Consider the following 25,841-nt stretch of genomic DNA (forward strand, 5'->3'; position numbering starts at 1 on the left):
TGACCTGCCACTGAACTTTCATCCAACGGCGATTAGAGCCTCGGCGGTTTTGACTACGCCAATTGGCGTGTTGGTAGCAACCGGCGGAAACGCCAAGCTTTCATCTTGCGCAGCGTTGGAGCCGGTTGCGGCGATGGATCCAGCATAGTCTGCCGGGGTTTGGTATCCCAGCGACGAGTGTGGCCGGAAATTGTTGTAATCGTCGGCCCATTGGGCGATGGCGCTGCGGGCGTGATCGAGGCCAAAGAACAGGCTTTCGTTGAGCAATTCGTCGCGCATCCGACCGTTGAAGGATTCAACATAGCCGTTCTGCATAGGCTTTCCTGGCGCGATATAGTGCCACTCAACCTTGTGATCCTTCGACCAGGCCAGGATGGCATTCGAGGTGAGTTCCGTGCCGTTATCGGAGACAATCATTCCGGGCTTGCCGCGTCGTTCGATCAGCGTCGTCAGTTCTCGGGCGACACGGCGGCCGGAGATTGAGGTGTCCGGGATTGCTGCCAGGCATTCCCGTGTCACATCATCAACGATATTGAGGATCCGGAACCGTCTCCCGCATGCAAACTGGTCGTGCACGAAATCGAGAGACCAACGGGCATTTGCTTTCGCCTCGACCAGGATCGGCGCACGCGTGCCGACGGCCCTTCGTCGAGCCTTCCGCTTGCGAACCGAAAGCCCTTCCTCGCGATACAGCCGATAGATGCGGTTGACGCCGGATGGCTCTCCGTCCCGCCTGAGCAGGACGAACAGCCGTCGGTAGCCGAAGCGCCGTCGCTCGTTGGCGAGATCGCGCAACTTTGCTCGCAATTCGACCTCCGGCGGTCGGCAGGACCGATAGCGGATCATCTTGCGATCAGCCGAAACAATCTGGCAGGCCCGCCGCTCCGAAAGACCCATTATGTCCTTCAGATGTGCAACGGCGTCACGCTTGGCGGCAGGCCCTACCATTTTTTTGCGAGAAGCTCGCGGAGTGCGGCGGCATCGAGCATCTGCTCGGCCAACAGCTTCTTAAGCTTGGCGTTCTCTTCTTCGAGTGCCTTCAGGCGCTTCGCCTCGGACACCTCCATACCGCCGTATTTGGCTTTCCAGTTATAAAATGTTGCGTCCGAAATCCCATACTTGCGGCACAGGTCGGCCACCTTCATGCCTGCCTCCTGCTCCTTCAGCACCGCAATAATCTGCTCTTCCGTAAATCGCTGCTTCTTCATTCGTCCGTCCTTTATCGGGCCGGACTCTAATCCATTCTGGAGGAAATTCTCAGTGGCAGGTCAGTTTCTCTGCATTCTGTTCGAGAATGCTCCCACCAACCTTTTGTATTAATAATTGGCGGACACGAGTTCACTGATAGTAAAACACCAGTCAGGTCAAATTTTTTAGCTTCTTCCGAAAGGCCATAAGCTATGGCTGCAGAAAATGATCTCCCCATAGAGCAAATGTTGCAGCTCCTTCCGCTGCGCCAAGCTTGCACAATGTGTCGATGTCCTCAGAAAGATGATCCGGTCTGAGTGGTTTAATGCAGTTTTCTAAGAAGTCACTTTTGTCTTTTACGCTGCCTGCCATTAATCTTGCAGCTTCATTTAGTCACTGTGGAATACCTTTTTCATGTTTTATGAATAAAGAGACTGCCACGACAGATAAAGACGCAGATACGGTTGCAACTACTGCAAACCGGAAGGTGATTTTGCTTTTTCTAATCGGCTCCTCGAAAACGTACCAGAATAGAAAGCCAGCAATGAAGGTGGCTACAAGCATTTGCAGTTGTGCATTAAAGCTAAAATCGTTGTATGAGTAGTAAGAGTAAAAAACAATGATAGGCCAATGCCAAATATATAATGAATAAGAAGCGCGCCCTGTTAAACGCAATGGCAAAGTCGCCAACACTTTAGCAAGTGTCGTTGCGCTTCCTGACCAGATAATTAAAGCCGTGCCTGCGACAACGGGAACTGCATTTACTCCGGGGAAGAGGGAAGTTTCTTTTAGCGTTAGAGCACTCAAAGCAATCAGGGCGAGACCGGAAAATGCTGAGACGTTTCGGAAGTTACGGGGAGGCAAAGGAACATATGCAATTGCGGCTCCGATAATAAATTCCCATGCTCTAAAGGGTAGCAAGAAAAAATTTGCACTCGTCCAAAGTTGCGTTGTTAAAAGACAAGCGAGCAAAGATGCCAAGCCAATTAAGGCGCCAAATAGTAATGGACGCTGTAATTTTACCAGCCCGTAAATAATAAGAGGAGCAACAAAATAAAATTGCTCTTCAACCGCAAGAGACCAAGTATGAAGAAGTGGCTGTGTAATGGCATCGGGGGCAAAATAACCGGTTTGTGCCAAAAAATAAAAATTTGAACCATAGAGAACGGTTGCAATGGCTGATTTGCCAAATGCTATGATATCAGAAGGTGCAAATAAGAGATACGCAGCTACGAAATTGGCGAAGATGACGGCATAGACTTGTGGCAACAGTCTTTTTGCTCGACGTGTGTAAAAATCGAATATCGAGAATTCGTTTGATTTTATCTTTTCTAGAATGCGTGGAGCAATTAGAAAACCTGAAATCACAAAGAAAACATCAACGCCAATATAACCGCCTGGCATAAGATGGATGTGGGAAAAAATAACCGCAATCACAGCGATTGCGCGTAATCCATCTATGTCGTCCCGATACGTCATGATTCACCTCGTTCGGGACTTCTATTGTCAATAAACTCAGACTGCAACAACTGTCGCTCTTGAGGTGGTCTTTATAGCTGATCTGCTGGTGTGGATGGTGTAGAGCACGGTTCCTGTCCCTTAATATTTCGAGACATGCAGCTATAGCGATCAAAGTTTTTACCTGTATCCATCGCAGCCTTACCCGCACCGCAGGCGGTTAAACTGAACGCAGTGATTAGCAAAATAGCGGCTCTTTTCATTCCTCAACAATAGCACAGCACGAACCCCATTCCAGGGGCTTTTTATGAAAGGATCACACATGACACGACGCATCAACGCGGCGGGGCTTTCGCATATCCAGCAATGGGAAGGCAAGCGCCTGACAGCTTATCAGGATGTAGCTGGTATCTGGACAATCGGTTACGGCCATACATCCGCAGCCGGTACGCCAAAGGTTATTGCCGGTATGAAGATCAGCGAACAGGAGGCCGTGCGTATCCTGCGGGCTGATCTGGCGAAGTTTGAAAAGAGCGTATCGGATCTGGTTAAAGTGCCACTTTCCGATAACCAGTATGCAGCGCTTGTTTCGTTCGATTTCAATACTGGTGCTTTGCATAAATCCACGCTTCTGAAAAAGCTCAATGCCGGTGATTATAGCACAGTACCGGCTGGGCTGATGAAATGGGTCAATGCAGGCGGTAAGCGTGTGCAGGGGCTGGTTAATCGCCGCGCTGCCGAGGCCGGACTATGGGCGAAGGGTGATTTCGTCTCCTCCAATTATGTTGAGCCGGAGCAGAAAAAGGAAAGCTTGCTGAAACCTGAAATCATTGCATCTGCTGGTGGATTGCTTTCTGGCCTTGGCGGCATGGCTTCCGGCGCGGGGCCGATCCAGTGGGCGCTTGCTATCATCATGGTCGGGGCGTTCGTCACCGGTGCTTATTTCCTCATAAAGCGCATGCAGGATCAGGCGGCATGAGGCTCAGCTTTCAACACATCATTGGCGCGATAATCGGATGGGCAGTTTCTGGCCTCTTTTTTTATGCGCTTGGGGTTCATGACGGCAAACAGCAAGCGGCATTGAAGGCCGCTCAAGCTGTGACACAGGCAATGGAGAACAGGGCAGGTATCAATGAGACAATCGACAATATGGATAGCATTGCTCTGTGTATTGAGCTTGGCGGGGTGCGCGACCAATGCGAGCAACTGCGCGGGTTGGCAGAAGATCAGCCTTAAGCCGGAGACGGCGGTCTATCTGGCTGGGAATGATGTGAGTGCAGGCAAAGGCGTTGCCGGTCACAATGCATACGGGAATAAAGCGGGGTGCTGGTGATGGCTGTGGATCCAAGTGCAAATCCGGCGCACCGGTTCAATGAGTTGCCAGATGAAACGCAAGAGTTTCTTTCGCAACTCAGAGAAGATGATATTGAGACCCTGAAAGATGGTCTTCGACTTGTCATTGCGATGCGCACGGTCGGCAGGCTTATGAAATGGATGATTGTCGCTGTTGTTGGCACGGTTATCGGTACAGTGATGTTATACGAAAACATCCTCAAAGTGCTAAACTGGATTAATCAGAATAAATAGCTACTTTGTATCAAGATAGCTATTATCTTGATAGGTTGAATCAATTCAGATCTAACTAGATCAGGCAATGTCCGCAAATGCTCCCCCTCTTAGATATCGGCTACATCGCGCAACCGTACGCCGGAGAAGTTGGCCGCACTTAATGCATCAAACATCGCACGGTCGCAGATCGGAGGTGCTCCCATGTGATCCTGGCGGAAGATATGGGCATCTCCCAAAACATCATGATTGAACACCAAACTGGCTCCGCCGACGAGGCTATAAAGTTTCTCATCCTCGCCAGTCTGATTATTGTGGTCGAGCTTTATCCTTACGCGTGAGGCGGTTTCATCCAAGGCATCAATTCTGCGTAGCACATTGCCTAGATAGTACTGAGGGCCGGGGCTCCCGTCAGCAAGGCTGAAGTCGCATGCCACAAATGCAAACGCCTCGGCGGCCATATGCTCAAACAGCTGCTTCAACGGCTCCGACACAATCCATATGCCAGCGAGTTCTTCCAGATCGCGTGGCATACCGCCCTTCTCCGGTACGTGAACCAGGTGGGGACGTTCCGGATACTGATCTGGTATTCCGTTAGGACGTGAGACGACATTCATCCCCGGATGGATCAACTTCTCTTCGTTGGCGATTTCTATGCCAGAAACCCTGCCGTTGCCTAGGTAACTCGCGTCGACTAGGAAAAATTCGCCCTTGTGAGATGCGACCTCGACTGAAATTTTAATGGCGGTTGGTTCGGTCACTGTGGCTTCCATCATGGTTGCGGGGGGGCGGAGCGGGAAAGCAGTTGAGCCGATGCTAGCCGGATTTTAGTGCTGCCACAAGTTAGAAAGGGGGCGGCATGGTTCTTCGTATGGAGGGAAAGATTGAGCAGCTTGAACGCAAGGTTGACGATCTGGATGCCAAAGTCACTGAAATGCACCAGCTTCTCACACAGGCAAAAGCCGCGCGCTAGATGTTGATGCTCATGATTGGCGTATGTGGGGTTGTGGCAGCCAAGGTTCCGCCACTCGTTTAGCTTGCATTGGGGAGATAAGTAGGCATTCCGCTTTCTTAGCAGCGGGGTGCCCATTCAACTGTGGCTTTGTGTTTTTAGTCGATTTGATAATCGAGCCAAATATGATGCGTGCCGTCAGTATCAATCCTCATGCCACCAGTTCCCGAGATTGTTTTCAAGTCACCTGTGCCGCTTCCAGAAACGATGTAGAAAAACTCGTTTGCCCGATCACCGTCTGTTGTTGATGCTGTGTGAAGGAAATTGAAAGTTCCTACTTTTCCATTCACACTACCTTCAAAACTTTCCATTGCGGTGTAGCAGCCCTTCTTCGTTGCATGATCAAACGCAGCCGTAAAGATGGTGGCCGAACGACCTTGGATTTCACCTGAATAAAGTTTTTCCATTGTGCTTACAAAGATCGGCAAGGCTGTTTTAATTGAAGGGGTGGGAAGCACTTCTGTTTGCTTGAAATCTATGGTTGTAAAAGTTGCAGCTGCTTTCATCTAATGCATCCTTCTGTAATAGCTTAAATCATCATGATCGTTTTCAACGGGTTAATCATGCATTTCCTGATTCCGTTATAAATGCCAATTTATTTATTATAATTAGATAGATGATTGAGGTTGCCAAGGTAGCCATCACACCAGCCCTCCGACAAAACCGGACATTTCATCTAATCGCACCATACTCATGCGACCTCTGCAGCCTTGGGTTTTACATCGGGCACGATTTTCAATTTCGTGGCGATGATATCGAAACACTGATGGACGGATTTCGTCTGATGATTGCGATGCGTATGGTCGGCAATCTGATGAAATGGATGACCGTTGCTGTGGCGGGATCTATGTTTGAAGAAGGGAGAAGATTATTTAATTCCGGCTAATCCGGATTTCAGTCCTTTGAGCGGAGCAACTATCTCAAATGACTGTCCTGACACTTCAGTGAAGGCAAACGTTACATCGTTGCCCTTGTTTATATGTTCGCGTGTTATAGGACCAACTGGCATCATAGCAATGCAGACAGCTTCATTACATCCTTTGTACGCGATGTCTATTGCGGTGTCTCTGCCTGAAAATTTTACCTTAAGCGGTATCTTTTGATCAGTATTCCCCGGCACCCTTAGTATCATAAAAGGGTCGCCGTTTGCGGTTGCTGCTAAAGACCAACTAAAAACCTGATTGCCTGAGGCATCAGAGATGATCTGGCTGAGATTGCAAATTTTTTCTTTTTTCTTCAGGTTCTCATCACAAATAAGCGTCCAGTTTTCGAATGGTTGGATGGTTCGTTTATATTGCCCCCATCCGACGCCATCAGGTAACTGAACCTCAGAGCTTTTAATGAAGTATTTGGGCGCTAAATCCTGTGCAAATGCAGTGTTCAGCGTAAAGAAGCTGCTCACTGCAATTGCCAGTATATAGGTTGAATGATTGCAGACTTTTTTCATCATTAGTTTAGCGTGAAGCTCAATCCTGCACCGACACCCCAATGTCCGCCTGATGTTGTTGCTGAGACATTTGCCCGTATATCACTATCTTCATTGGTGTAGCCTGCACCAAAGGCAAATGCACTTTGGCTACGCCAAAGGCCACCGCCAGCGGCCACACTCCACTTGCCCGGATTGTCATCATAACGCAGAGATGCGGCTGCAAGACCTATTGCTGCTGCACGATTTGCATCGTCTCTCACGCCTTCAATGCTCGTGTTGAGCTCAGAGAACTTCTGATCAGTATAGTTTTTGGAAACGTTCACTGCATTTTTAACGCTGTTATCAATATAGGCGTAATTCTGCGTGATTGTTGTGTCCACAATCCCTTTCAACTGACTTACATTGACAGCGTCAGTATCTTTTACGCCGGCCGCCACATTTGAGATGACAACCGGTTTATTCGGGTCGCCTCCGAGCAAGGTAATGGAGTTGGCTTTTGTTCCGTCTGGATTGGTGTCGTATTTGACGGCAATATTATCCAGCTTGTCTAATGCCTGATTGGTTGCGTGTAATTGAGAGCCATTGACCGCATCGGTGGATGTTTCCGACAATCTGCCTGCGGCAACATTTGTTACAGTTCTTTCATTGTTGACGGATCCGACGGATATTGTGCCAGTCGGAGCGCTGCCTGCAAAATTGTACTGATTACCAGCTATTGTTGCGCCCGTTGTGGCAACCACAGCTGAAGTAATTGATCCTGCTCCGAGAGCTACACTATTATTAGTTCCGGCTGAGGCTCCTGAGCCAATGGCAACAGAATTCGTACCCGTAGCGCTACTTGTCATGTCACCAATGACAGTAGCATTGTTGCCAAGTTTTGAAGCGATCCATGCGTTAAGGACAGTCGCATCAATTGAACTTCCGTCAGAGCTAGCAGGAACGCCACTGATAAGTGCTTGTCCGCCATTGGGTGTTGGAACTATACAGGTCCAGGTTCCTTGGTTCGGACCAAATCCAGCGCGAGTACAAAATGCACTTGGGTGGTTGGTTGCCTCAGCAAATGCGATGTTTGTATCAATGGTCAGCAATGATGATATGCCTAGAACATATATCGTTGCTTTGAATAATTTCATTTGTTTTTGGATGGTTTTTGGTTTTTGCGTAGCGCAAAGAGTTGACGTAAGATTTAACGCCATCTTTCCCCCTGAAAGATTTAATTCAAAAAACTCAGACGGAACGCTACTGATACTGATATAATTATTTGCATTCTGTAAAAGGTGCTTGTGCAAATAATTTTCATAAATATGTCTTAATGGGTTACTTGATTGTTTGACCATATTTCATATTCGATGAACTTAAATAAAAATTCCATTAAGTAAGAATATTGTCAATGGGGAATTTATTCTCGAATTAAAAAATAAATTTTCTATTGTTTGTAAATGCTTACAAGAATTTTGCGAGTTGGTATAAATTCAATTTGCTACAATGAAGTGTTGTACAACTGCTCGTATAGAGCAGGAATTGCCTGCTAAGTTTAGAGCGAAGCATTGTTTGCTCAAGCTTCGTGATGTTCTTCACGTCATAGGCTTTGGCTTCCGTTGAGCAAGCGATGATGGTTGTTCAATCGTTTCTGGCTTGCGCATGGCACAAAATATCCGTGGCGCAATCGAGTGCGCAAAAGGGTAGATAAATTTTCAAATTGCAATTCCGTTCTACAAATGTTCTCTTGTCGAAAAAGGTTCAAGATAGATTCGAGAGAGTTAATGGATGCTGTGAATTGGTGTGGATGAATTTTGCCTGGGCTTTTGATTCTTTAAAGCGCTCGTTGCGATTCCGCTTGCACGGATGCACGGGTTTATTCGCGCTATGTTCCGTGCGTTCATGCAGAAACGAAAAAAGCACCAGAACGAGACGCTTCGCATCTATTTGAATTCATTGGAAAAACTGGTGCTGCGAGGGAGGATTGAACTCCCGACCTCTCCATTACCAATGGAATCTCTGTGTTTTGATAATGCCTTGAAATTACATTGAAATAGAGGCTTAAAAAATCGCCTTGCACGGATAATGCACTAGGCCGCTTTGATGGCGTGTGATTTCTTGCTCCAGTTAATGAGCCGTCCTTCCCATTTAATCGGATCGGAATACCATACAAATTCGCTCCAGCCAGCAGCGAGCTTGATGGTGTTCACTGCTTCGATCAAGGGCTGCTGCGGAACCGCCGTATAAAGCCTGCTCATATCGTCGGCAGCATGGCCGAGTATCTGATCTTTGATATATGGATGAACGCCATTAATCACGAGCTGAGTGCTAAAACTGTGACGCGCTGTATATGGCGAGATATCTTTGATACCGGTTCTCTTGCGCGCGCCGGTAATAGCAGTTGATAGCTGGCCGCCATAGTCCTCTGTTAGCGGATACGGCTCCCGTTTATGGGTGAGAAACATTTGCCCTGTACGCGCTTTCAACGCGGATAGAAGCGGCACAAGATATTCATGGATAGGAATGCCACGTTTTTCTCCGATCTTGCTGCTTTGCACGACAAGCCACCGGTTATTGATGTCAACGTCCTTGCTTTGGAGTGCGAATAACTCAATTGGTCGCATACCGGTTAGAAACAAGGTTGTCATTGCCATTGCTGGTGCTGGTGACATGCCAGCGATAAACGACATGGCATGATCATATGAGACCGGATGCGAGCCGGAACGATATTTTTTATTGAGGATGGCAGTACCTTTTGCCTTCTTGGGGCGTGACCACTGGCGAGGCTCTGCCCATTGGTTTCGCACGGCATGGTTCCATACGGCAATGAACGGGGCATAGCATTGGCGTACTAAAGTTTCCGGTAAACAGCCCGGGTAGAGTTTGCGCGCTGCTTCATCCAGATCGCGTTGCGTAATGGTGTGGAGCAGCTTGTTTCGGAAATGTACGGCAAGCCCGACCGGCTTTTGAGTTTTCTTCCGGATTTCAAAAATGAAACGGTCGGAGCCGCCGGAACTTACAAAGGCTTCTGCTGCTTCTTGGAAAGTGACGACGGCTTTCTTTCCGTAGACGCTTTCATTTAATAGGCGAACCTCCGTTTGCACGCGAATTGCTTCCGCTGCTTGTTCATCGCTCGTTCCTGTAGATTCATAAATGCTTTGTCCTCGCACTGTACCGCGGATGATCCAGTTGCCTTTGTCTCCACGTCTGAATTTGGTGAGGGGCATCGCATTGAATCCCATATTGCTAGAAGGTCACTGTCACTAAACAGAAGGTCACGGCCACTTATGGAGCAAAGTCCGCTTTTGCGCGCCACCTTTGCAACTGACCGGCTGTTCATTCTCAAATATTCGGCTGCTTCATTCAGCGTATAAACACGGCCTAGAGGTCCGGTCGTATTTTGCATCACTCCCCACCTCCTTGCGCCAAGGCTGTTCGGCCTGCGTCGGTGAGTACATAAGCAGACCCGTACATTTCACCGTCATCTGTCCAGCACCCGCGCTTAAATTCGAGATAACCTAGGCCCGCAAGTTCTCTGACTATTGGCGCAATCTCTTCGCGACTTTTCTTCGTGATTTCGCATAAGCCTTTGAAATGAAATCCCATGCCGATATCGCAGCGATCCCATTGCCTGAATAACTCTGCCTGTTGCTCTGTCAGCTTCATCGTCCTGCCTCCGCTGTCGGGGCTGCGGTTTGCGCCTCGATAACCTTTTTACGCTCAATTACTGCCGCCATTGCCTCTTCTTCGGTCGCGAAGTTAAGAGTTTCATCGTCATCGTCATCATCATCTTGGTTCAGCGTGGGCGCACGAAAAACAAAACGACTATCACCGCGATAACTAGAGTGAACTAGGTGTACTGAATATTCAGGGTGGTTTACGATTGCTTCATAAGCTGTATCGCCGTTATCGTCTGGGTCGTTATCTCGGTAGAACCAGTCAGCACTGTCAAAGGTGTCCTGTGCTGGTTCGGCAGATATGGCGCGGAAAGGTTCAAGAGCTTTAGCTACATCAGATAGTCGAACTAGAGGGCTGTGCTCGTCTTCACCTTTCTCTAATCCTGAGACACCACGAACAGTTGCACCACCTCTGGATACAAATAGACTGCCAACAATAGGAAGCGTTAAATCTTCAAGCTCCTCCCTCGCTGCCGCCACGTCAACGGGCTTGGTGACTACGCAGGCGAAAATACGGCGCTCAAAGTCAGCTTGTGCAGCGGCTTTGGCTTCTGTCTGCCCTCCTTGCACAGGTGTACCAGCAGTTGCGCTAGGCGTCCTGTAATACCCTTCGCCACCGAATTCCCAAATAGCATATGTACCAAAAACACTTTCGGCGCGTTCCTGTGTTCCATGAGGAAAAGGGATACTCCAATCCAACTTCACCACCTCTACAGCACTAGGCACAGAGAGGTGATTGGCGGCAACATCGGCGCGAATATACTCAACGTCATAAGCGAGGCTCGGAATATCAAAGCTAACGACGCAGCCTTTTGAGCTTGGTACTGATGCATAAATTCTCTCAGGCATAGCCTCATCCGGTATCTGCGCTGCGGTATGGGGTGGGTGGGTCATTGTGCATCCTCCAGCGCTTCATCCTCAATCACGGTCGTATCAAGGCGTGACTTGATAAGCTCAACGGCAAGGCGGTATTCGTCACCGTTCTTGCTTGCCCCATGAGTTTCCTCAACCGCTGCTGAAAATTCGTCAATCGTACCGTTAAAGCAGCCACGGCTCAGGCGTATTGTACCGTCCTTTTCAACAAAGGCTGTCAGGCAACCGCCTTCCGATCCAATTGGTGAAATGATGATGTGACGGTATGCGCCGGAGACCCATGCATCGCCGTAGACCCGTGCATTGCCGTAGACCTGTGCATCGCCGTAGACCTGTGCATCGCCGGAGACCCATGCATTGCCGGAGACCCGTGCATTGCCGTAGACCTGTGCATCGCCGGAGACCTGTGCATCGCCGTAGACCCATGCATTGCCGGAGACCTGTGCATCGCCGTAGACCCGTGCATTGCCGTAGACCCATGCATCGCCGTAGACAGAGATATTACTTTCTTTCTCCACCCAGCCGCCGATTGTTCCAGCAGCAATTACGCCGATAGCAATTTTAGCCTTGATGCGGTGAAGTGTGATACCGAAGTGATTTTTCGTTTCACCGGTAGTGCGGTACTTTTCGTTATCGATAAATGGTTTTGTCATTAGATGCGCTCCTGTGGCTGCGCAGGCTCATAAAGAGAGCGACGCTGCTGAACGATTTTGGTGAGTGCTGGTTTGGGAGATTTGCGAACGGAAAGGACTGACTTCGGTCGCACCGCGCCGCTGGCTTTGTCCCGCTGCCGATCTGATTTGCGAATTGCCTTGATGTCGCCGGCCGACTTTTCAACATGGCAGACGCGGCAGAGCAGGCGGCCATTGGCCACGGTTGCCTCGCCGCCAAGCGCGCAGGGCAGAATGTGATCGACTTCGCCTTCGCCCGTTTTAAGCATAGCAGAACATTTTTCACACTTGCCGTTTGCACGGGTGATGATCTTTGCCTTGTCCTTACGAGAGAACTCCATGCGCTTGCTCATGAATGAACCTCATTAAAGTTGAGGGTCGATAAAGCTGCAGCCAGTTCATCAGCCAGAATATCGGAAATCCGGTCGTTCAGGCGCTTTTGACGGTTGGCCAATACTTCCGGAGCGTTTCTCAATTCTGTTGTTGAGCGGATATGAGCCTGCGCCAGCTTTTTGCTGCGGCGAAACTCATAAGGAGCGGTAAGCGAAACAGTCTGCATCATGCTGCCTCCTGAAAATAACCTTGGCGGCGTGTGTCGGTGAGGGGGATATTGTGGTCGGCGCACCATGCCAGCGCGTATTCGAGCAAAGATGCAGCGCGCTTAACTGACATACGGGCGGTACTTTCGCGGATATTTACAAATTCACCTTCAAGTCCTGGCACAAATTCGACTTCGCCTTGCGTTGCTTTTGTGTGGCCGGAAACGAGCAGAACTTTCCATTCTTCTGATTTTCGCGGTTTGCCAGCCCATTCAAAACCAGACTTCGCAATGTCAGAACAAATTGAATGAAAGAAATCATTCTGCCCTCCGCTTCGTGTTGGTGGTGCGAATGTTGCTGTGTGACCGTCAGGCCGAGCCATGAGTGCGCGGATTGCATTCTGGCGCACCTGCGGATTGATGAGTGTGAAGCGTCTCTTTTCCATGGTTCACCTCAAAATGGAATGTCGTCGTCTAGGCTGTCATCGAAGCCGCCACTGTATCCGGCTGACTGCTGACCATAGGACTGACTGGATTGTTGCGATTGGCGCTGTTGGCTGGATTGCTGGCCTTCACTGCGGCTGTCGAGCATCTGCAATTCACCGCGGAACTTCTGCAGCACAATCTCGGTAGTGTATTTGTCGTTGCCCTGTTGATCCGTCCATTTGCGGGTTTGTAACTGGCCTTCAACGTAAACCTTCGCACCTTTTTTCAGATATTGTTCCGCGAGTTTGGCCAGATTTTCATTGAAGATTACGACGCTATGCCATTCCGTCTTATCCTTACGCTCACCGCTCTGGCGGTCGCGCCAGCTTTCCGATGTTGCGATACGCAGATTGGCAACCGGCACACCGGATTGCAGGCGGCGAATTTCGGGATCAGCACCAAGATTACCGACCAGAATGACTTTATTAACTGAACCGGCCATTATGCTTGTTCTCCGAATGCCTGGGCGTAGGTTTCAAATTCATTGGCAAGCGCATCCATCCATGCGCGCGGCCAGCGTTCTTTGTTTGCGCGGTTGAAGTAGTGCGTTTTGATTTGCCCAAACAAAACGAGTGTGTGGCAGTCGGCCATGTCGGCGCGTACATCTTTGATCAGGCGGCTCCACGCATCATCGCCGTTTTCGTCTGCACGTTTCAGTGCGGCGCTGGATTTGCTCGGTGCGGATGGGCGCTGATCGTGATTGACGATTTCACCGGTTGCTGATCCATCATCATCTTCACCGCCGACACGGATGTTCAGGAGGGCACAAGCCGCATAGCGCTTGCCATAGCTGACTGAGGAGCCAACAGCCTGCACAGCGTTCTTGCTGCCGCTTTTATCGGTTGGCAGTTTCAGGTCTGTGCTGTCGTCATGGCCTTCTTCATGATGAAGAATAGCGGTGACGGTAATCGCGTCCTGTTCGACTTTGGTTTTGAATGACAGGGCAAAGCCATACTTGGCGAGTACCGGCTGGATACCGCCCTGAATATCCTCCCAAAGACCATAAGCGCCGTTGTTGCTTTTGCCGTTCTTCTCAATAGCTGGTAGATCAGGCTGCATACGGGCAAAGGCCGCATTAAAGGCTGCTTTTGCATTGCGTTCGATAACGCGCTCCTGCATCTGCAAAAGGCGCTCCATCTTGTCGATATCGACGTTTGGGTTCATGGCAGCGCGTTCAATCACCTGAATGATTGCGGCGACTTCATTTTGCTGAACGGGTTGGAGGTCTGTTGTTTGTTCGATTATTGCGGGTGCGGCGCTCATGCTGCCTGTTCCTTCAATAGCTCAGTCACTTGATGAAATTTCTTTTCAAGATAACGGCGGGTTGGAATGTCGGAGGTTGTTTTGAGGCCGTGTTCTATTTCGGCCTTTGTTTTTTCAAGATCGGAGCGCTTCATGCCGCCCTCCGGCGGTGCGAAATTTTGGTGATTTTCGACTGAGAGGCATTCAGTTCAGCGACCTTGTCGTAATCACGAACCACCTGAACAACGCGCTCCAATGCGAGCTTCGTATTGCCTTCTTGCCAGTAGGCATCCCATACGAGAGTTTCGAGCGAGGCTTCCATTACAGCCTCCGACCGGCGCTATCGCCGTAAGCGCGTTGCTCATAAGTGGATGGGATGAAGGTTTCGCCGTCACGGATCATCTGATCGGTTTCGTACTCAATCTCACCTTCGAGTTCGTCGGTGATATCGGAGCAGGTGCCTTCGATTGGATTAAAGGCAAACACGCGCAGCACATTGCCTTCGCGGATCAATTCAAGGGCATTTTCACGGCTGAGGGTTGATACTTCGCCGCCATCCATGTGCATTGAACCGTCAACTGCAAGCGTGACAACCTGATAAAGGCATCGGTCAAGTACGCGCTCTATTGTCTGGGCTGTAGGTTTGGCATTTGCCATCATGGCTTCTCTCCATCGTTTAGCGGATCGGCGGGTGCTTCTTCGCGCTGTTGATGAATTTATCGTAGGAAATATCCTATATACTGTCAATAGGAAATCCTACGCATAGGAAATTTAAATTGCCTACATACTTGCTCCACACCCCGGCCTTGCAGAATCAGGGCAGCAAAAAGCCCGCACGTGGCGGGCTGGGTTAGCGCTAGGGGGATTGTTGATTTAGTGTTAGTATAACTTCGTGCCTTCTGATGGGCTTGCTCCGCAATTCTCGAAGGCCGGAGGTATATTTAAATGATTGTTTATAAGAAAAATAATAATGCGCTGAAACATGAAGTTTCAACTGTAAGCAAGGTTCACACTCAAATTTGCAGAGCTACCCTTATCGCGGCCAATACCATAGAGGCCGATGAGTTAATGCTGTTCCTTGATGGCCAATTTAAGAGGGGCATCACCGACCATAAGAGACTGGTAGACATAGCACTGGCTAAAATAAGCACAGATGCTCGTGTTGTAAAAAATAATGAACCTACTTCGAGCCAGAAATAGCCCCTCTCTTTGCATCTCTAGCTTAGTGTGATGTCTCAAAATTTGAGGTGAGGAAGCCCTGATGATTATTCACGACATGAGCCGTCCAGAAATAGATGACATGCTCAGACACATCGGTATTGGTTATCTTGCATGTTCACTAAATGATAAGCCATACGTTTTGCCGCTCCGGTTCGTTCATAGTAGCGGATATCTGTATTCATTGACATCTGAAGGCAGGAAAATGGAGCTTATGCGGGCAAACCCAAACGTTTGTATTAGCTTCTCGGATGTTCACGGCACAAATAATTGGCGAAGTATTATTGTGACCGGAGTTTACGAAGATATTATAAAATCCGAAAGCAAAGATACCCCTTTTTATCTTGCTTATGAACTACTGTCTTCGGGGCCTGAGTGGTGGGAGCCGGCATATGTTAAAACGATTATTCGTGGAGAGGAGCGTTCACTTGAACCGGTGTATTTCCGTATATCAATAATGGAAACTACTGGTCATAAAACGCAGCCATAAAAGAAAAGCGTCGGAGTGACCTCAGGATTTCTCCAGTTACTGAGGGTAGGCTACGCGCTCAATCAAGTCATTTCACGAAGCCCCCGTGAGAGTATCAACAGGAGAGCGCGTAACCTAAGCTGGTCTTAGTTTATCGGATATGGGGTGTCTAGGGAATTCACTAATCTCAGATATTAGATAAGCACAAAAGAAAAACGCCGGAGTGACCGGCGTTTTGATCTGTCTTGTCTCAGTCAAAGAGGTTGGCTAAAAACGCTGTATGGAATTTATTTTACTGCTACCGGCGTTTTATCCAGAGATTACGATTGTTGTTATAATCGCCCTTATAGGCGCAGGTGCTTTGTGCCCATTGCGCGCTGGAGGGCGGGTATTGCTGTTTTTATTGGCTGCAGGTCTTATCTACTTGCTGATAGCTGGTCAGGCTTTGATAGAAGCAGTAGGTGAGATACTGAGTTTATTTGGTTTATAGCGGGTATTTGCAGTGCGCAAAAGAAAAACGCCGAAGTGACCGGCAAAAAAGACCCCGCCGAAGCGGGGTTTGTGTGGTTAGGCCACCAACTCATAGCTGTGGCTGGAGTTGTCGTTTTCAAACTGAATATTAATCTGTTGCATGTTCAGCGATGGGACACTTTTTTTGGACAGCTCCTCAATTCCAAGCTCTACCTTAAGCTTTAGTTTTTCAATTGCTATACGGCGAATTAGCGCTTCAGCCTTGCTGTCTATTGCAAACTCACCGCGTTCCCATCGGCCGATTGTCTGTTTGTCCTGATGAACAAACTGCGCAAGTTCCGATTGAGTTAACCCCATCTCAGAGCGTAGATAGCGCAGCTCTTGGCCGCTAATTCCATGCTCATGAGTTACAATCCCCGTTGCAATTAAACTGTGGAGTTCATTGATTGCCGGTATTGTGATAATTTCGTCACCTGCATCATCTCGCTGAAACTGCAGGCCGTTAATATAGACATTGTCTAAGCCGCACTCAATGTAATGATACTTGCTCATGGTACTCTCCGATTATGCTTCCTGATCGCGTCTCTGGCTGGTCTAGCCACATGACTGTTACGATTTTTAAGAAACACCCTTCATTTTCAGGGATAACTACTACTCGTACGCTTCTGTTCCCACCGTTTGGGCACCTACACTCAATATAATATTTATAGTAGCCTTCTCTAGTGCTTTCGGTTGGGCCTTCGTGTACGAAGCCATTTTTTAAGACATATAAAACATCAGACATGATTAACCCGCGCTCATGGATACGGTCGCGTGCATGTGCTGTATAAGTGAGGGTTAGTGCCTGTGATCTGGCTGTTTTTCGAATTATTTCTGTAGCCAATTCATTAGACCAAGGCTGTTGACTCAACGCACCAGTCCCCCTCTGTTCGTTAATCCAGTAATCTGTATGTATATCACTGTGATACTTTTGCAAGGGTTGTTTGTGTTTTTTTTATAAGCGCGGCAAAATGGACGTTATGACAGAAAGCCTTATGCCCAGCCTATTCTTTTATTCAAACTTCGGTTGCAATGCCTCTATTGCGTGCCCTCCAGCGTCATACCACCACATCTAGCGCATCCTTAGCCATTCGTTAAAAATCTGTTTGTTTGCGTTAAATCGTTCTTGATATGTTCACTTCATCTAGGCAAGATGAGGCTTAATCAGTCGATGGGAGTTGCGTAATGGCTGAATTGTATGTGGTTCAGAGTTTTAATCTGGCAAAAGGCTGCATTTCGCCTGATGCTCCTATTCAAGTAGAAGATGCAGCGCAAGCTCGAAGAATGGCTGAGAGGTTATCTTTATGTAAGGCAGCTGTGATTGCCTTTGTCAGAGAGGTAGATGCCAGCGCGGGCGATTATTCTGTCCCTAGACTGCTCATTGCCATAGGTGACTTGCCAGACGAAATTCTGGAGTTGGAGCGGGCTGATTAGCGCCCGCTGTATTTACCAACGACACGATGACAGTAAGGGAATGATGCGCGGTATTCAGTGAAATCCTTTGCAGGATTATATTGCCGGAGTTTCCACTCCAAATCATTGAAGCCAACCAGTCGCTTAATGATGCATTCCGCTTCATTGGCTGGAGGGACATGAAACAATATCACGTCTTTACCGCGAGCTGGTGGCAGGTGAGGATGAACAAGCGCCATATCCCCTTGCTCATAAGCAGGCTCCATGCTGTCGCCAACAATATAGACACCATAAGCATCTTTGACGTTCTCAAGGATTGCTGGGCGCTTCACATAATCGATTGCATCAAAGGTGATTATTGTATGTCCATCGCCGCCCATAGCTGCGGCGTAGATAGGGAAGTCGCGATTGCCGACCAGTTCTTTGCCGGGGACTATTGTTGGTGTGAAGCTTTTGGCGCGAGCTTCCTGCGTCGAGTTATCGAGGGGATCTAGTCGCAAAGAACTTTCAGGAATTCCAAGGATAGACGAAAGCGTCGCTCTATCACGCTCGTGCAGCTCTTTAGGTGAGCCTTTCGTGATGAACTGCTGAATATAGGTTTGATTGCGCCCGATTTGCTTGGATATCTCGCTGAGCGACAACCCTTTCTCTTCGGTCGTTTTAATGATGAGTTCGCGTACTTTATCCATAGGCATATTATAGGATAATCCCTATTTTATTGCATGTAGGATTTTTCCCTTAATTTGCAGGATAAATCCTATAATCTGATCTCCTATGAACGAGATCGAAACTTTCCGACAAAATATTGAGCAGTTTATTGCCTCTGAAGGCATCTCCGCCACAAAATTCGGGCGCAAGTTTGCAAACGACCCTCTTTTTGTTTTCCAAATTCGGGGAGGTCGAGAGCCGCGCGTGAAAACTCGCCTCCGCGTTCTCGAAAACATGGAAAAAGAAAGTCGCGCAGCATGAGCCACGCGATCTTTATCCCAAGTTTCATATCACCGGTTACTCCTCCCGCCGGTGACAAGGCCGAGGCGGTTTTCCTCCCCCGCTTGATCGTCTCGGCCATCAATCCCCGTCTTACGGCAGTGTATCTGCGCATGTCTGTTTTTATTCAGTATGCGCAGCGCAATCTTTCCCACTGGCTCCATGCACTGGTTGCTCCTGTTTCGTTTGTCCATCGCAAGGTCAAACGTAACAAAGGAGCCACCCATGAACGTGGGAATTTCATCCAAGAACGTGGATTTTTCAGCCAAGGAGCCGACGATGACTGATGTCGATATGGCCGCTTCTCTGCTGGATGAAATCATTGGTCAGCGCGGTGTTCGCGAAACGATCAAGTCCATGCTGGAACGGGCGTATTCAGATTTGAGTAAGCGCAACGGTGTGTGGACACGCCGCAGAGTGAGGGCTGTCTTCAACAAAGAAGCTAGCAGGATTGAAAACAGAGAAATCGAAGAAATGAAGGCAATCCTCGATGGGAGAAGAAAACAAGCCGCATATCGCGCCGAAACCGCCCGTATTGCTGCGATGGCTGTCATTCAGCCGGCGGCACAAGATCGCCGTCAGTTTTAGAACTTGGGCTGCAGGTGCAGCTGAATGGATTTGCCCGGAGTTGAGAGAATGACAGAGGAATTGAAAATGCCCCGCTTCACCAAGCCGGTTCTTTCTCGTCTAGAGGGGGGGGGCAACGCTAGTGCGTGAACATTCACAAGAAACTCGCGCCGTCGAAAAGGGCGGCGGGTATGTCTATTTCACATTGCCTGACTGCCGAACAGTGCCGGTCATCGTTGGCCGCTGGCTGATTGATAGTGGTCTTTTGCAGCCTGCTGGCGATGATCTGTTTGGCGGCTCTCAAACGTATCGGGTGCAGCATGGCTGAGCGTTTAACTCATTCCGACATGGCCTTTGCTATGAAGAAGATGCTGTACAGCAAGGAGCTATGGGTGAAAACGCATGGAGCAGGTAAAGCTCCGCGTCCTTCGCATGAAGTCGAGGAGCAGCGCAGCCTTTGTGATGCTCTTCGGCAAGCCGTGTCCGATTACTCTGCTGCGGCTTCCAGAGACAGGAGCGCGGCATGATACGTCTAGAGCTCCCGTTCCCTCCAACCGTTTGGGATATCTATGTTGGTTGGGGCAAGACCCGCCGCAAATCTCCTGAATATGCCAAATGGGTGCAGGATTGTGGCTGGTTTATCCGTGGCCGTAACGACCGGATTGACACACCGTTTTCGCTCTGTGTTGCCCTCAAGCGCTCGCATAACCGGATGGACTTAGACAATCGTCTCAAGCCCATCCTCGATGTTCTCCAACATTACCAAGTGATCAAGAACGACAATCTATGTGAGCGTATCACCATGACATGGGATGCGGACATTAAGAGTGATTGTGTCGTCTTGGTTCAACGCGCTGAGGAGGCGCTGGCAGCATGAGCCGGTGGATCAGAGTGCAGACCGCAATCTTTGAACATGAGTTGTTTCAAGCCGAGCCTTTGACAGAGCGCGAGGCATGGCTCTGGTTGATCGCACATGCAGCATGGAAAGACACCAAGCACCGTGTTGGTATGGACATGCATGACGTGCAGACTGGATGCCTTTTTGTGACCCTGCGCCAGCTTCAAAATGCGTGGCGCTGGAAGTCCGATTACCGCGTCCGATCATTCCTGAAAGTGCTCGAAAAGCACGAAATGATCATCGCAAAAGCGAACGCAGGAAAAACGCACGTAACTATTTGTAATTATTCACATTATCAGGAAGTCGAACGCACAGAACACGCAGAGAAAACGCAAGCGCAACGCACTAAAGACACCAATACACCAATTAATACTTCTTCACTACGTTCAGAAGTTAAAGCGCGAGCGCCCGAAAAAGCATCTGCTCAAAGCGAATTGATGAAGGTCTTAGACCAGGATCACGCCAAGGCTGTGATTGATCATCGCAAGGCGCTCAAAAAGCCGTTGAGCGTTCGGGCTGCGCAATTGCTGGCCGGTCAGTTTTCCAAATGCCCCGACCCGAATGCCGCTGCCGATGCGATGATTGCGCATGGCTGGCAGGGTTTCGATCCGCAATGGCTACAAAATCGGCAGCAGACGCAACAGCGCGCCAGTCCGGCCAGCCGCAAGCTAACCCACACCGATATCTGGGCTGATGCCCTGCGCGAGGAAGGTATTTTCCCGAATGAACCAGATAGCCACAGCACAGACATACTCGATGCAGGTTACGGAAACCGACATCAAGAAAGCAATGTACATCCTCTCCGCATTGCCAACGCGCGATCCTATTGATCGCAACCTGATCCAGATTGTTTATCTCAAAGCCCTTGAAGGCGTGACGATTCACAGCTTGGAAATTGCCACAAATAATTTCAACAGCGGTCATTCACACGTCGATCATACGTTCATGCCCTCGCAAGCCGAGCTTCGTAAAGAGTGCGATCTGGTTCAGCGTAAATTTGCTGAGGAGCGAGCTAGGAAATTAGACCCTCACCGCCAGCGCTGTGAAAACGAGCAGCAACGGTTGCGCCATGAGGCAACAAAGACACCAGAGGCGAGGGCGCGTGTTGCGGCCATGCTGGCACGGTTCAATCAATCCCATGACGAGGCAAAGGCATCTGAACGCCAATCAGGCATCACAGAAACGCCTGACCAAGTGCGTGACCGGCTTATCGGCCAGATTGGCGAAACCGCTTTCAATAACATTCCAGACCTTCCGGTCAGAGACACATTCAAACAGGTAGGAGCAGTAAGATGAGTGACGACATTACAGGTGACAGCGCACAAGCGATAGCAGTTGGGCAGTTGCGTGCTTTCATCGAGCGTATTGAACGCCTTGAAGAAGAAAAAGGCACTATCAGTGAGGACATCAAGGAAGTGTTCGCAGAGCTGAAAGGCTCAGGCTTTGACACCAAAGCTGTTCGCGCAATCATCCGTGCTCGTAAGAAAGAAGCCCATGAGCGTCAGGAAGAAGAAGCGATGATCCAGCTTTATATGGACGCATTGGGAATGGCTTAGATATGTGTCTACTGACCATCCAACCATGGAGTTGGATTGAGAGGTGGGTAGTTATGAAGCCAGTTCAGGGTATCAGCATATCTCTCGGCCTCTACCTCAACCAAAATGCCGTATTTTACCCCATCGACGTGGGCTTCTTCACCAGTAATGGTGTCTAAGACTATCCAGCCTTGCCCCGATAAATGCCACTTCATAAAACGCAGCTTACGCACTCGGTAAACTCCCACATATTGCGGCATAAAAACAAGTATTAGCAGATAATTAGATACTGTAAATGCAGATTCAGCATAGGATCAATCATGGTTGCACCATCTAAAGAACAGCGAAAAGCCATTTCCCGCGGGGAGGTAGGAACTCTCAAGTCCGATATTCGGGTGCATCGTGTTCCGAACCCGTTTTATTCGCCTGATCATTCAGGTCAGAGCTGGAACCCACCGAAGATCAAGGCCTATGTGAATATCAAGGAGAGTGCCGTGGGCACTCTCTATTCACGTGGCCACATAAATGATGCGCAATGGGCGGCAGCTGGCCGGTTTCGCCAATATTGGGAGCGCTCCGGTGCGAAAGGTACGGTTGCTATTGACTATGGCCGTGAGCAGGTAGACGGCGGCAAAGGCATCGACCCGCTGCCGGACAGCATGATTGATGCGGTTCAGCGATTGAATGAGTGTAAACCGGTGCTTGGTCGCAAAGCCTTCGATCTTATGATCAAGGTTGTCGGGCAGGGCATGGAGATTAAGGATATGGCCGAAAGCCAGCGTGACCGTAAGACGCTTGGTGATTACATCAAAGATGGTTTAGACGAGCTAGCTGTGCATTGGGGATACAAAACACACTAAGTAGTTGCCCGTGTACGCGGAATATACTATATTTTGTATTGTGGTGATTTGCGTGTGACGCGAAATCCGATTTGAGAGGCAGCTTAAAGGCTGCCTTTTTATTGCCTGATAGACAATATTGAAACCTAAGCTTACAAGCTCATTTATGATTTTGAATAACAAGCTGAATTATCAAAATTCAACTGGGGCTAAATGAGAGTTTTAAATTATCTTCTGAGTTTATACGGACGGTGGAGTGCTAAGCGCCCTTGGGAGGCAAGATTCACAATCTTAGGTATTGTTGGTGGAGCTATTATCGGTTTTATGGTCGGCGGCATTGGAGTGGCGATGCGAGGTGGGGCCGGTGGCTTATGGGGATGGGCGGTATTCGCAGTTATTGGCGGTTTTCTTGGAAATCGTTTTGGCGTCTCATGTGACCGTCCATTAAACTGAAAAGAAGTTTCAACGGGAACTTTGTTTGGAACGCAATCGCTATTTATATAGATTTTATGGACGTTGCTATCCAGCGCGTTTCTCACAGCACTCGCAAACGTCTTCATCAATTTAAACCTTTGACAACGGATGTACTGGCACTGAAAATTAAATGATGAGTAGGAAGGTCGGTGCAGAGTTGCCTCGGCCTTTTTTATTGCCTTAATTTATCCTAATAAATTTAACAATAATTGAGTAAAATCATAAGTTTCCCTGGTCATAATGACGGTATCAAAATGAATGATAATGATTATTATGCTCTAACATTTTGAGCCATGACAGCATTAAACGAACCCTGACAGTTTACCCCCTGTCGGGGTTTTTTATTGTCCAAAACTCTAAAGGAAAAAACATGAAGATTATGCGAAGTATGCTCTTCGGCTGCATTGCTATGCTTGCTGCCGCCTTCTGCCTGAGTACACCGGCTTCTGCACTTGATGTCAGCCCAGCGGTGTATGCTGTGAAGCTCACCATTGCTGACTATGATGTTCCGGATGTCTTCAAGGTAGACGTTATCACTGTCAGCATCAACTCACTGCCTGATCGAAGTACCAACTCCCATGCAGTTGAGTACAATATTCAGAACCAGCCAAACTCGGCCTTCCGGCTTGCCGTCGATGCTCACCAGCATATCGATCCGCACATTGCGGTAAAGCGTTGAGCTTTGAATTTGCCGGTATCACCCCGCCGTTCCTCACGGTTCGGCAGGGTGCTCATTTCTATCTTCTCAGGAGAGGGGATTGATGTGAGGAGGGGCAAATAGCAAAATGATAGATATGGCTATCAGTAATAGCCCCATCCACCTAAAATGCCTGACAAGTTGTTGTTGCCATTCTTGCTGTTCTCCGAGACGCAAGAAGCCGAAGCCAGTTGCGGTCATCCAGACCCCAGCGAAGAACATAATGATCTGATCGATATACGCCATATGCTTTTGAACCCTTGTAGAGTGGGACTGAACCGTGACTCTCGCCACAAGGCAAGTGAAATTCGCGCACCGGCGAAAGGATAACTCATGGCCGATGAAGCGCCGGTAGCAGGCAGGCCAACAGAGTATCATTCCGTGCTGAAAACAGCGTGAGAACAGCATGAAAAAGAAAATTGGCACTCCATTTCAGAAAGGTGTCTCCGGCAATCCGGGAGGCAGGCCAAAAGGCTTGGCTGCACGCGCCAGAGAACACGCTGACAAGGCCATTGAGGTGCTTGTTGCCGGAATGGAAGATGCAGACCCGCGCGTTAAAATCGCTGCGGCAAAAGAAATTCTCGACCGTGGTTATGGCAAGCCTTTGACCATGACTGCTGATGTAACGAACAAGCTAGAGGAATTTGATGATGAATCCCTCGATGCTGCAATCTCTGCCCTCCGAACAGCTATCGGCACTGCTGATGAAGCTGGAGAAGGAGAAACAGCACCGACTGCGCATTAACCGGCTTAAAATCTACGAGCCTTATCCAAAGCAGAGAGAATTCCATACCGCAGGCGCTTCTTATCGGGAGCGCCTTTTTGCTGCCGGTAACCAGTTGGGTAAAACCCTGTCCGGTGCGGCAGAGGTCGCCATGCATCTGACCGGTGAATATCCGGACTGGTGGCAGGGCTTGCGCTTTGAGCATCCGATTGTGGTGATTGCAGGCTCCGAGAGTGGTGAACTGACCCGTGATGGCGTGCAGCGCCTGCTGATCGGGCAGCCAGACCGCGAAGAAGAATGGGGCACGGGCTTTATCCCGAAACGCTGCATCCAGCGCACGACGCGCAGGCAGGGCGTTTCTAATGCCATTGATACGGTGACTGTTGGTCATGTGAGTGGCGGGGCTTCATCCCTGTTGTTCAAATCCTATGACCAAGGCCGGTCTAAATGGCAGGCCAATACGGTGCACTTCGTCTGGTTTGATGAGGAGCCACCCTCAGACGTTTATTTTGAAGGCATCACGCGCACAAATGCCACCAAAGGCAGCGTGATGATGACCTATACGCCGCTCAAAGGTATGTCGGCGGTATCAGCGCGGTTCTTTCTGGAAGATGCGCCTGATCGCATCAAGATCATGATGACCATTCAGGATGCGCTTCACTACTCGCAAGAGGAGCGTGATCGCATCATTGCCAGCTATCCGGCGCATGAGCGGGAAGCACGAACCAAAGGCATACCAACACTCGGCTCCGGTCTGATCTTTCCGGTGGCCGAGGAAGATATCATTGTTCAGCCGTTTCCTATCCCAACGCATTGGGCGCAGATCGGCGGCATAGACTTTGGATGGGATCACCCTACCGCAGCCGTAAGTCTCGCATGGGATCGGGATGCAGATATTGTTTATGTCACCAGAGATTACCGCAAGCGCGAAGCAACGCCGCTTATTCATGCTGCAGCACTAAAACCGTGGGGCTTATTATCAGGCGAGCAGTGGCTGCCTTGGTCATGGCCGCATGATGGATTGCAGCATGACAAGGGTTCAGGAGAGCAGCTTGCGAAACAATACAAAGAGCAGGGCTTAAAGGTGCTGAGTGAACGCGCTCAGTTTCTGGATGGTTCAAACGGTGTTGAGGCTGGTTTGTCTGACATGTTGCTGCGGATGCAGACAGGACGCTGGAAGGTGTTCTCGATCTGTCAGGACTGGTTGATGGAACGACAGACCTATCACCGCAAAGACGGTAAGGTTGTGAAAGAGCGTGACGATGTGATTTCCGCATCGCGTTACGCCCTGATGATGTTGCGATTTGCCAAACAGGCACCGCCACCGGAAACCAACCGCGCCTACCGCGGCTTTGGTGCAAAGAGCGGTTCAAGTTGGATGAGTGGGTAGA

At 49.2% G+C, this 25,841-nt stretch carries 42 protein-coding genes; 20 read left to right on the forward strand and 22 right to left on the reverse strand.

Features of this window, described 5'->3' with window-relative positions; translation table 11 throughout:
* Window positions 1-18: 18 nt before the first annotated feature.
* Together QUF18_RS14970 and QUF18_RS14975 are read right to left on the reverse strand one after the other, a co-directional pair.
* A protein-coding gene (locus tag QUF18_RS14970) for an IS3 family transposase (protein ID WP_289386482.1) occupies window positions 19-1,208 on the reverse strand; the annotation gives its coding sequence in 2 pieces (ribosomal slippage) (window positions 19-956 and window positions 956-1,208; 1,191 coding nt in all).
* A gap of 373 nt (window positions 1,209-1,581) precedes the next feature.
* Window positions 1,582-2,667, reverse strand: a complete 1,086-nt coding sequence (locus tag QUF18_RS14975; RefSeq protein WP_289388050.1) for an acyltransferase family protein — start codon at window positions 2,665-2,667, stop codon at window positions 1,582-1,584.
* A gap of 286 nt (window positions 2,668-2,953) precedes the next feature.
* Between QUF18_RS14975 and QUF18_RS14980 the strand changes: the two genes are divergently transcribed.
* From QUF18_RS14980 to QUF18_RS14990, 3 genes are all read left to right on the forward strand, one after another.
* Complete coding sequence (locus QUF18_RS14980; protein ID WP_289388051.1) at window positions 2,954-3,625, forward strand: lysozyme; 672 nt, start codon at window positions 2,954-2,956, stop codon at window positions 3,623-3,625.
* Window positions 3,622-3,882 (forward strand): hypothetical protein, encoded by a 261-nt coding sequence (locus tag QUF18_RS14985; protein WP_289388052.1) that lies wholly within the window; start codon window positions 3,622-3,624, stop codon window positions 3,880-3,882. Before QUF18_RS14980 ends, QUF18_RS14985 begins: the two co-directional genes overlap by 4 nt.
* Before the next feature lie 96 nt (window positions 3,883-3,978).
* The gene (locus QUF18_RS14990; RefSeq protein WP_289388053.1) at window positions 3,979-4,233 is read left to right on the forward strand and encodes a hypothetical protein; all 255 of its coding nucleotides are present in this window, start codon (window positions 3,979-3,981) and stop codon (window positions 4,231-4,233) included.
* Between the two features lie 89 nt (window positions 4,234-4,322).
* On the opposite strand, the gene QUF18_RS14995 is transcribed toward QUF18_RS14990, so the two are convergent.
* The 16 genes from QUF18_RS14995 to QUF18_RS15070 form a co-directional block, all read right to left on the reverse strand.
* Window positions 4,323-4,973 carry an imm11 family protein gene (locus QUF18_RS14995; RefSeq protein WP_289388054.1) on the reverse strand — a complete coding sequence of 217 codons (651 nt, stop codon included), beginning with the start codon at window positions 4,971-4,973 and terminating at the stop codon, window positions 4,323-4,325.
* Window positions 4,974-5,322: 349 nt separating this feature from the next.
* Window positions 5,323-5,730, reverse strand: coding sequence for a DUF3224 domain-containing protein (locus tag QUF18_RS15000; protein ID WP_289388055.1), 408 nt, complete (start codon window positions 5,728-5,730; stop codon window positions 5,323-5,325).
* 362 nt (window positions 5,731-6,092) lie between these two features.
* Complete coding sequence (locus QUF18_RS15005; protein WP_289388056.1) at window positions 6,093-6,674, reverse strand: invasion associated locus B family protein; 582 nt, start codon at window positions 6,672-6,674, stop codon at window positions 6,093-6,095.
* Window positions 6,674-7,990: a YadA-like family protein gene (locus QUF18_RS20400; RefSeq protein WP_353074527.1), complete on the reverse strand. Its 1,317-nt coding sequence runs from the start codon at window positions 7,988-7,990 to the stop codon at window positions 6,674-6,676. The genes QUF18_RS15005 and QUF18_RS20400 overlap by 1 nt, the downstream gene beginning before the upstream one ends.
* A gap of 732 nt (window positions 7,991-8,722) precedes the next feature.
* Window positions 8,723-9,859 (reverse strand): tyrosine-type recombinase/integrase, encoded by a 1,137-nt coding sequence (locus QUF18_RS15015; RefSeq protein ID WP_289388057.1) that lies wholly within the window; start codon window positions 9,857-9,859, stop codon window positions 8,723-8,725.
* 178 nt (window positions 9,860-10,037) lie between these two features.
* Window positions 10,038-10,298, reverse strand: a complete 261-nt coding sequence (locus tag QUF18_RS15020; RefSeq protein ID WP_289388058.1) for an ADP-ribosylglycohydrolase family protein — start codon at window positions 10,296-10,298, stop codon at window positions 10,038-10,040.
* The gene (locus tag QUF18_RS15025; RefSeq protein WP_289388059.1) at window positions 10,295-11,158 is read right to left on the reverse strand and encodes a hypothetical protein; all 864 of its coding nucleotides are present in this window, start codon (window positions 11,156-11,158) and stop codon (window positions 10,295-10,297) included. Before QUF18_RS15025 ends, QUF18_RS15020 begins: the two co-directional genes overlap by 4 nt.
* Window positions 11,159-11,199: 41 nt before the next feature.
* Window positions 11,200-11,835, reverse strand: coding sequence for a hypothetical protein (locus QUF18_RS15030; protein ID WP_289388060.1), 636 nt, complete (start codon window positions 11,833-11,835; stop codon window positions 11,200-11,202).
* A complete protein-coding gene (locus QUF18_RS15035) occupies window positions 11,835-12,206 on the reverse strand; it encodes an HNH endonuclease (protein WP_289388061.1) in 372 nt (123 codons plus the stop codon). Before QUF18_RS15035 ends, QUF18_RS15030 begins: the two co-directional genes overlap by 1 nt.
* A complete protein-coding gene (locus QUF18_RS15040; protein WP_289388062.1) occupies window positions 12,203-12,415 on the reverse strand; it encodes a hypothetical protein in 213 nt (70 codons plus the stop codon). Before QUF18_RS15040 ends, QUF18_RS15035 begins: the two co-directional genes overlap by 4 nt.
* Window positions 12,412-12,837 carry a recombination protein NinB gene (locus QUF18_RS15045; RefSeq protein WP_289388063.1) on the reverse strand — a complete coding sequence of 142 codons (426 nt, stop codon included), beginning with the start codon at window positions 12,835-12,837 and terminating at the stop codon, window positions 12,412-12,414. The genes QUF18_RS15040 and QUF18_RS15045 overlap by 4 nt, the downstream gene beginning before the upstream one ends.
* A gap of 8 nt (window positions 12,838-12,845) precedes the next feature.
* Window positions 12,846-13,319, reverse strand: a complete 474-nt coding sequence (ssb, locus tag QUF18_RS15050; protein ID WP_289388064.1) for a single-stranded DNA-binding protein — start codon at window positions 13,317-13,319, stop codon at window positions 12,846-12,848.
* Window positions 13,319-14,140, reverse strand: coding sequence for an ERF family protein (locus QUF18_RS15055; RefSeq protein WP_289388065.1), 822 nt, complete (start codon window positions 14,138-14,140; stop codon window positions 13,319-13,321). The genes ssb and QUF18_RS15055 overlap by 1 nt, the downstream gene beginning before the upstream one ends.
* Window positions 14,137-14,274: a hypothetical protein gene (locus QUF18_RS15060; RefSeq protein WP_289388066.1), complete on the reverse strand. Its 138-nt coding sequence runs from the start codon at window positions 14,272-14,274 to the stop codon at window positions 14,137-14,139. The genes QUF18_RS15055 and QUF18_RS15060 overlap by 4 nt, the downstream gene beginning before the upstream one ends.
* Complete coding sequence (locus QUF18_RS15065) at window positions 14,271-14,441, reverse strand: hypothetical protein (RefSeq protein ID WP_289388067.1); 171 nt, start codon at window positions 14,439-14,441, stop codon at window positions 14,271-14,273. Before QUF18_RS15065 ends, QUF18_RS15060 begins: the two co-directional genes overlap by 4 nt.
* Window positions 14,441-14,779: a hypothetical protein gene (locus QUF18_RS15070; RefSeq protein WP_289388068.1), complete on the reverse strand. Its 339-nt coding sequence runs from the start codon at window positions 14,777-14,779 to the stop codon at window positions 14,441-14,443. Before QUF18_RS15070 ends, QUF18_RS15065 begins: the two co-directional genes overlap by 1 nt.
* 285 nt (window positions 14,780-15,064) lie before the next feature.
* Here QUF18_RS15070 and QUF18_RS15075 point away from each other — a divergent pair, with 285 nt between their 5' ends.
* The 3 genes from QUF18_RS15075 to QUF18_RS15085 all read left to right on the forward strand — a co-directional run bounded on the left by QUF18_RS15075 (window position 15,065) and on the right by QUF18_RS15085 (window position 16,296).
* Window positions 15,065-15,319 carry a hypothetical protein gene (locus QUF18_RS15075; protein WP_289388069.1) on the forward strand — a complete coding sequence of 85 codons (255 nt, stop codon included), beginning with the start codon at window positions 15,065-15,067 and terminating at the stop codon, window positions 15,317-15,319.
* A gap of 61 nt (window positions 15,320-15,380) precedes the next feature.
* Complete coding sequence (locus QUF18_RS15080) at window positions 15,381-15,827, forward strand: pyridoxamine 5'-phosphate oxidase family protein (RefSeq protein ID WP_289388070.1); 447 nt, start codon at window positions 15,381-15,383, stop codon at window positions 15,825-15,827.
* Window positions 15,828-16,086: 259 nt separating this feature from the next.
* Window positions 16,087-16,296: a hypothetical protein gene (locus tag QUF18_RS15085; RefSeq protein WP_289388071.1), complete on the forward strand. Its 210-nt coding sequence runs from the start codon at window positions 16,087-16,089 to the stop codon at window positions 16,294-16,296.
* Window positions 16,297-16,373: 77 nt separating this feature from the next.
* Here the strand turns inward: QUF18_RS15085 and QUF18_RS15090 are convergent, their stop codons facing one another.
* Window positions 16,374-16,829, reverse strand: coding sequence for a helix-turn-helix domain-containing protein (locus QUF18_RS15090; RefSeq protein WP_289388072.1), 456 nt, complete (start codon window positions 16,827-16,829; stop codon window positions 16,374-16,376).
* Window positions 16,807-17,253, reverse strand: coding sequence for a DUF4258 domain-containing protein (locus QUF18_RS20405; protein ID WP_353074528.1), 447 nt, complete (start codon window positions 17,251-17,253; stop codon window positions 16,807-16,809). Before QUF18_RS20405 ends, QUF18_RS15090 begins: the two co-directional genes overlap by 23 nt.
* 248 nt (window positions 17,254-17,501) lie before the next feature.
* Between QUF18_RS20405 and QUF18_RS15095 the strand changes: the two genes are divergently transcribed.
* Entirely contained in the window at window positions 17,502-17,750 is a 249-nt protein-coding gene (locus QUF18_RS15095) for a hypothetical protein (RefSeq protein WP_289388073.1), read from the forward strand.
* Here the strand turns inward: QUF18_RS15095 and QUF18_RS15100 are convergent.
* Complete coding sequence (locus QUF18_RS15100) at window positions 17,747-18,424, reverse strand: S24 family peptidase (protein WP_289388074.1); 678 nt, start codon at window positions 18,422-18,424, stop codon at window positions 17,747-17,749. The two genes, QUF18_RS15095 and QUF18_RS15100, sit on opposite strands and share 4 nt — an antisense overlap.
* A 79-nt stretch (window positions 18,425-18,503) precedes the next feature.
* On the opposite strand from QUF18_RS15100, the gene QUF18_RS15105 reads away from it, so the two are divergent.
* The 9 genes from QUF18_RS15105 (at window position 18,504) to QUF18_RS15145 (ending at window position 21,737) form a co-directional block, all read left to right on the forward strand.
* Window positions 18,504-18,698: a hypothetical protein gene (locus QUF18_RS15105; RefSeq protein ID WP_289388075.1), complete on the forward strand. Its 195-nt coding sequence runs from the start codon at window positions 18,504-18,506 to the stop codon at window positions 18,696-18,698.
* Complete coding sequence (locus QUF18_RS15110) at window positions 18,695-19,003, forward strand: hypothetical protein (protein ID WP_289388076.1); 309 nt, start codon at window positions 18,695-18,697, stop codon at window positions 19,001-19,003. Before QUF18_RS15105 ends, QUF18_RS15110 begins: the two co-directional genes overlap by 4 nt.
* Window positions 18,942-19,304 carry a hypothetical protein gene (locus tag QUF18_RS15115; RefSeq protein WP_289388077.1) on the forward strand — a complete coding sequence of 121 codons (363 nt, stop codon included), beginning with the start codon at window positions 18,942-18,944 and terminating at the stop codon, window positions 19,302-19,304. The genes QUF18_RS15110 and QUF18_RS15115 overlap by 62 nt, the downstream gene beginning before the upstream one ends.
* 121 nt (window positions 19,305-19,425) lie before the next feature.
* On the forward strand, window positions 19,426-19,611 hold the full coding sequence (locus QUF18_RS15120; RefSeq protein ID WP_289388078.1) for a hypothetical protein: 186 nt from the start codon (window positions 19,426-19,428) through the stop codon (window positions 19,609-19,611).
* A complete protein-coding gene (locus tag QUF18_RS15125; protein ID WP_289388079.1) occupies window positions 19,604-19,810 on the forward strand; it encodes a hypothetical protein in 207 nt (68 codons plus the stop codon). Before QUF18_RS15120 ends, QUF18_RS15125 begins: the two co-directional genes overlap by 8 nt.
* On the forward strand, window positions 19,807-20,160 hold the full coding sequence (locus QUF18_RS15130; protein ID WP_289388080.1) for a RusA family crossover junction endodeoxyribonuclease: 354 nt from the start codon (window positions 19,807-19,809) through the stop codon (window positions 20,158-20,160). The genes QUF18_RS15125 and QUF18_RS15130 overlap by 4 nt, the downstream gene beginning before the upstream one ends.
* Window positions 20,161-20,174: 14 nt before the next feature.
* Window positions 20,175-21,011 carry a phage replication initiator YdaU family protein gene (locus tag QUF18_RS15135; protein WP_289388081.1) on the forward strand — a complete coding sequence of 279 codons (837 nt, stop codon included), beginning with the start codon at window positions 20,175-20,177 and terminating at the stop codon, window positions 21,009-21,011.
* On the forward strand, window positions 20,938-21,477 hold the full coding sequence (locus tag QUF18_RS15140; RefSeq protein WP_289388082.1) for a hypothetical protein: 540 nt from the start codon (window positions 20,938-20,940) through the stop codon (window positions 21,475-21,477). Before QUF18_RS15135 ends, QUF18_RS15140 begins: the two co-directional genes overlap by 74 nt.
* Window positions 21,474-21,737 (forward strand): DUF2312 domain-containing protein, encoded by a 264-nt coding sequence (locus tag QUF18_RS15145; RefSeq protein WP_289388083.1) that lies wholly within the window; start codon window positions 21,474-21,476, stop codon window positions 21,735-21,737. Before QUF18_RS15140 ends, QUF18_RS15145 begins: the two co-directional genes overlap by 4 nt.
* 8 nt (window positions 21,738-21,745) lie before the next feature.
* Here QUF18_RS15145 and QUF18_RS15150 read toward each other — a convergent pair whose 3' ends face one another.
* On the reverse strand, window positions 21,746-21,949 hold the full coding sequence (locus QUF18_RS15150; RefSeq protein WP_289388084.1) for a hypothetical protein: 204 nt from the start codon (window positions 21,947-21,949) through the stop codon (window positions 21,746-21,748).
* An 87-nt stretch (window positions 21,950-22,036) separates the two neighbouring features.
* Here QUF18_RS15150 and QUF18_RS15155 point away from each other — a divergent pair, with 87 nt between their 5' ends.
* The 4 genes from QUF18_RS15155 (at window position 22,037) to QUF18_RS15175 (ending at window position 25,840) form a co-directional block, all read left to right on the forward strand.
* A complete protein-coding gene (locus tag QUF18_RS15155) occupies window positions 22,037-22,576 on the forward strand; it encodes a hypothetical protein (RefSeq protein WP_289388085.1) in 540 nt (179 codons plus the stop codon).
* A gap of 823 nt (window positions 22,577-23,399) precedes the next feature.
* A complete protein-coding gene (locus QUF18_RS15160; protein ID WP_289388086.1) occupies window positions 23,400-23,708 on the forward strand; it encodes a hypothetical protein in 309 nt (102 codons plus the stop codon).
* Between the two features lie 424 nt (window positions 23,709-24,132).
* Entirely contained in the window at window positions 24,133-24,471 is a 339-nt protein-coding gene (locus QUF18_RS15170; RefSeq protein WP_289388088.1) for a DUF5681 domain-containing protein, read from the forward strand.
* The gene (locus QUF18_RS15175) at window positions 24,431-25,840 is read left to right on the forward strand and encodes a terminase large subunit domain-containing protein (protein ID WP_289388089.1); all 1,410 of its coding nucleotides are present in this window, start codon (window positions 24,431-24,433) and stop codon (window positions 25,838-25,840) included. The genes QUF18_RS15170 and QUF18_RS15175 overlap by 41 nt, the downstream gene beginning before the upstream one ends.
* Window position 25,841: the final 1 nt, after the last annotated feature.

Origin of the sequence: Pseudochrobactrum kiredjianiae (assembly GCF_030362795.1) — a bacterium.
Lineage (GTDB): Bacteria > Pseudomonadota > Alphaproteobacteria > Rhizobiales > Rhizobiaceae > Pseudochrobactrum > Pseudochrobactrum kiredjianiae.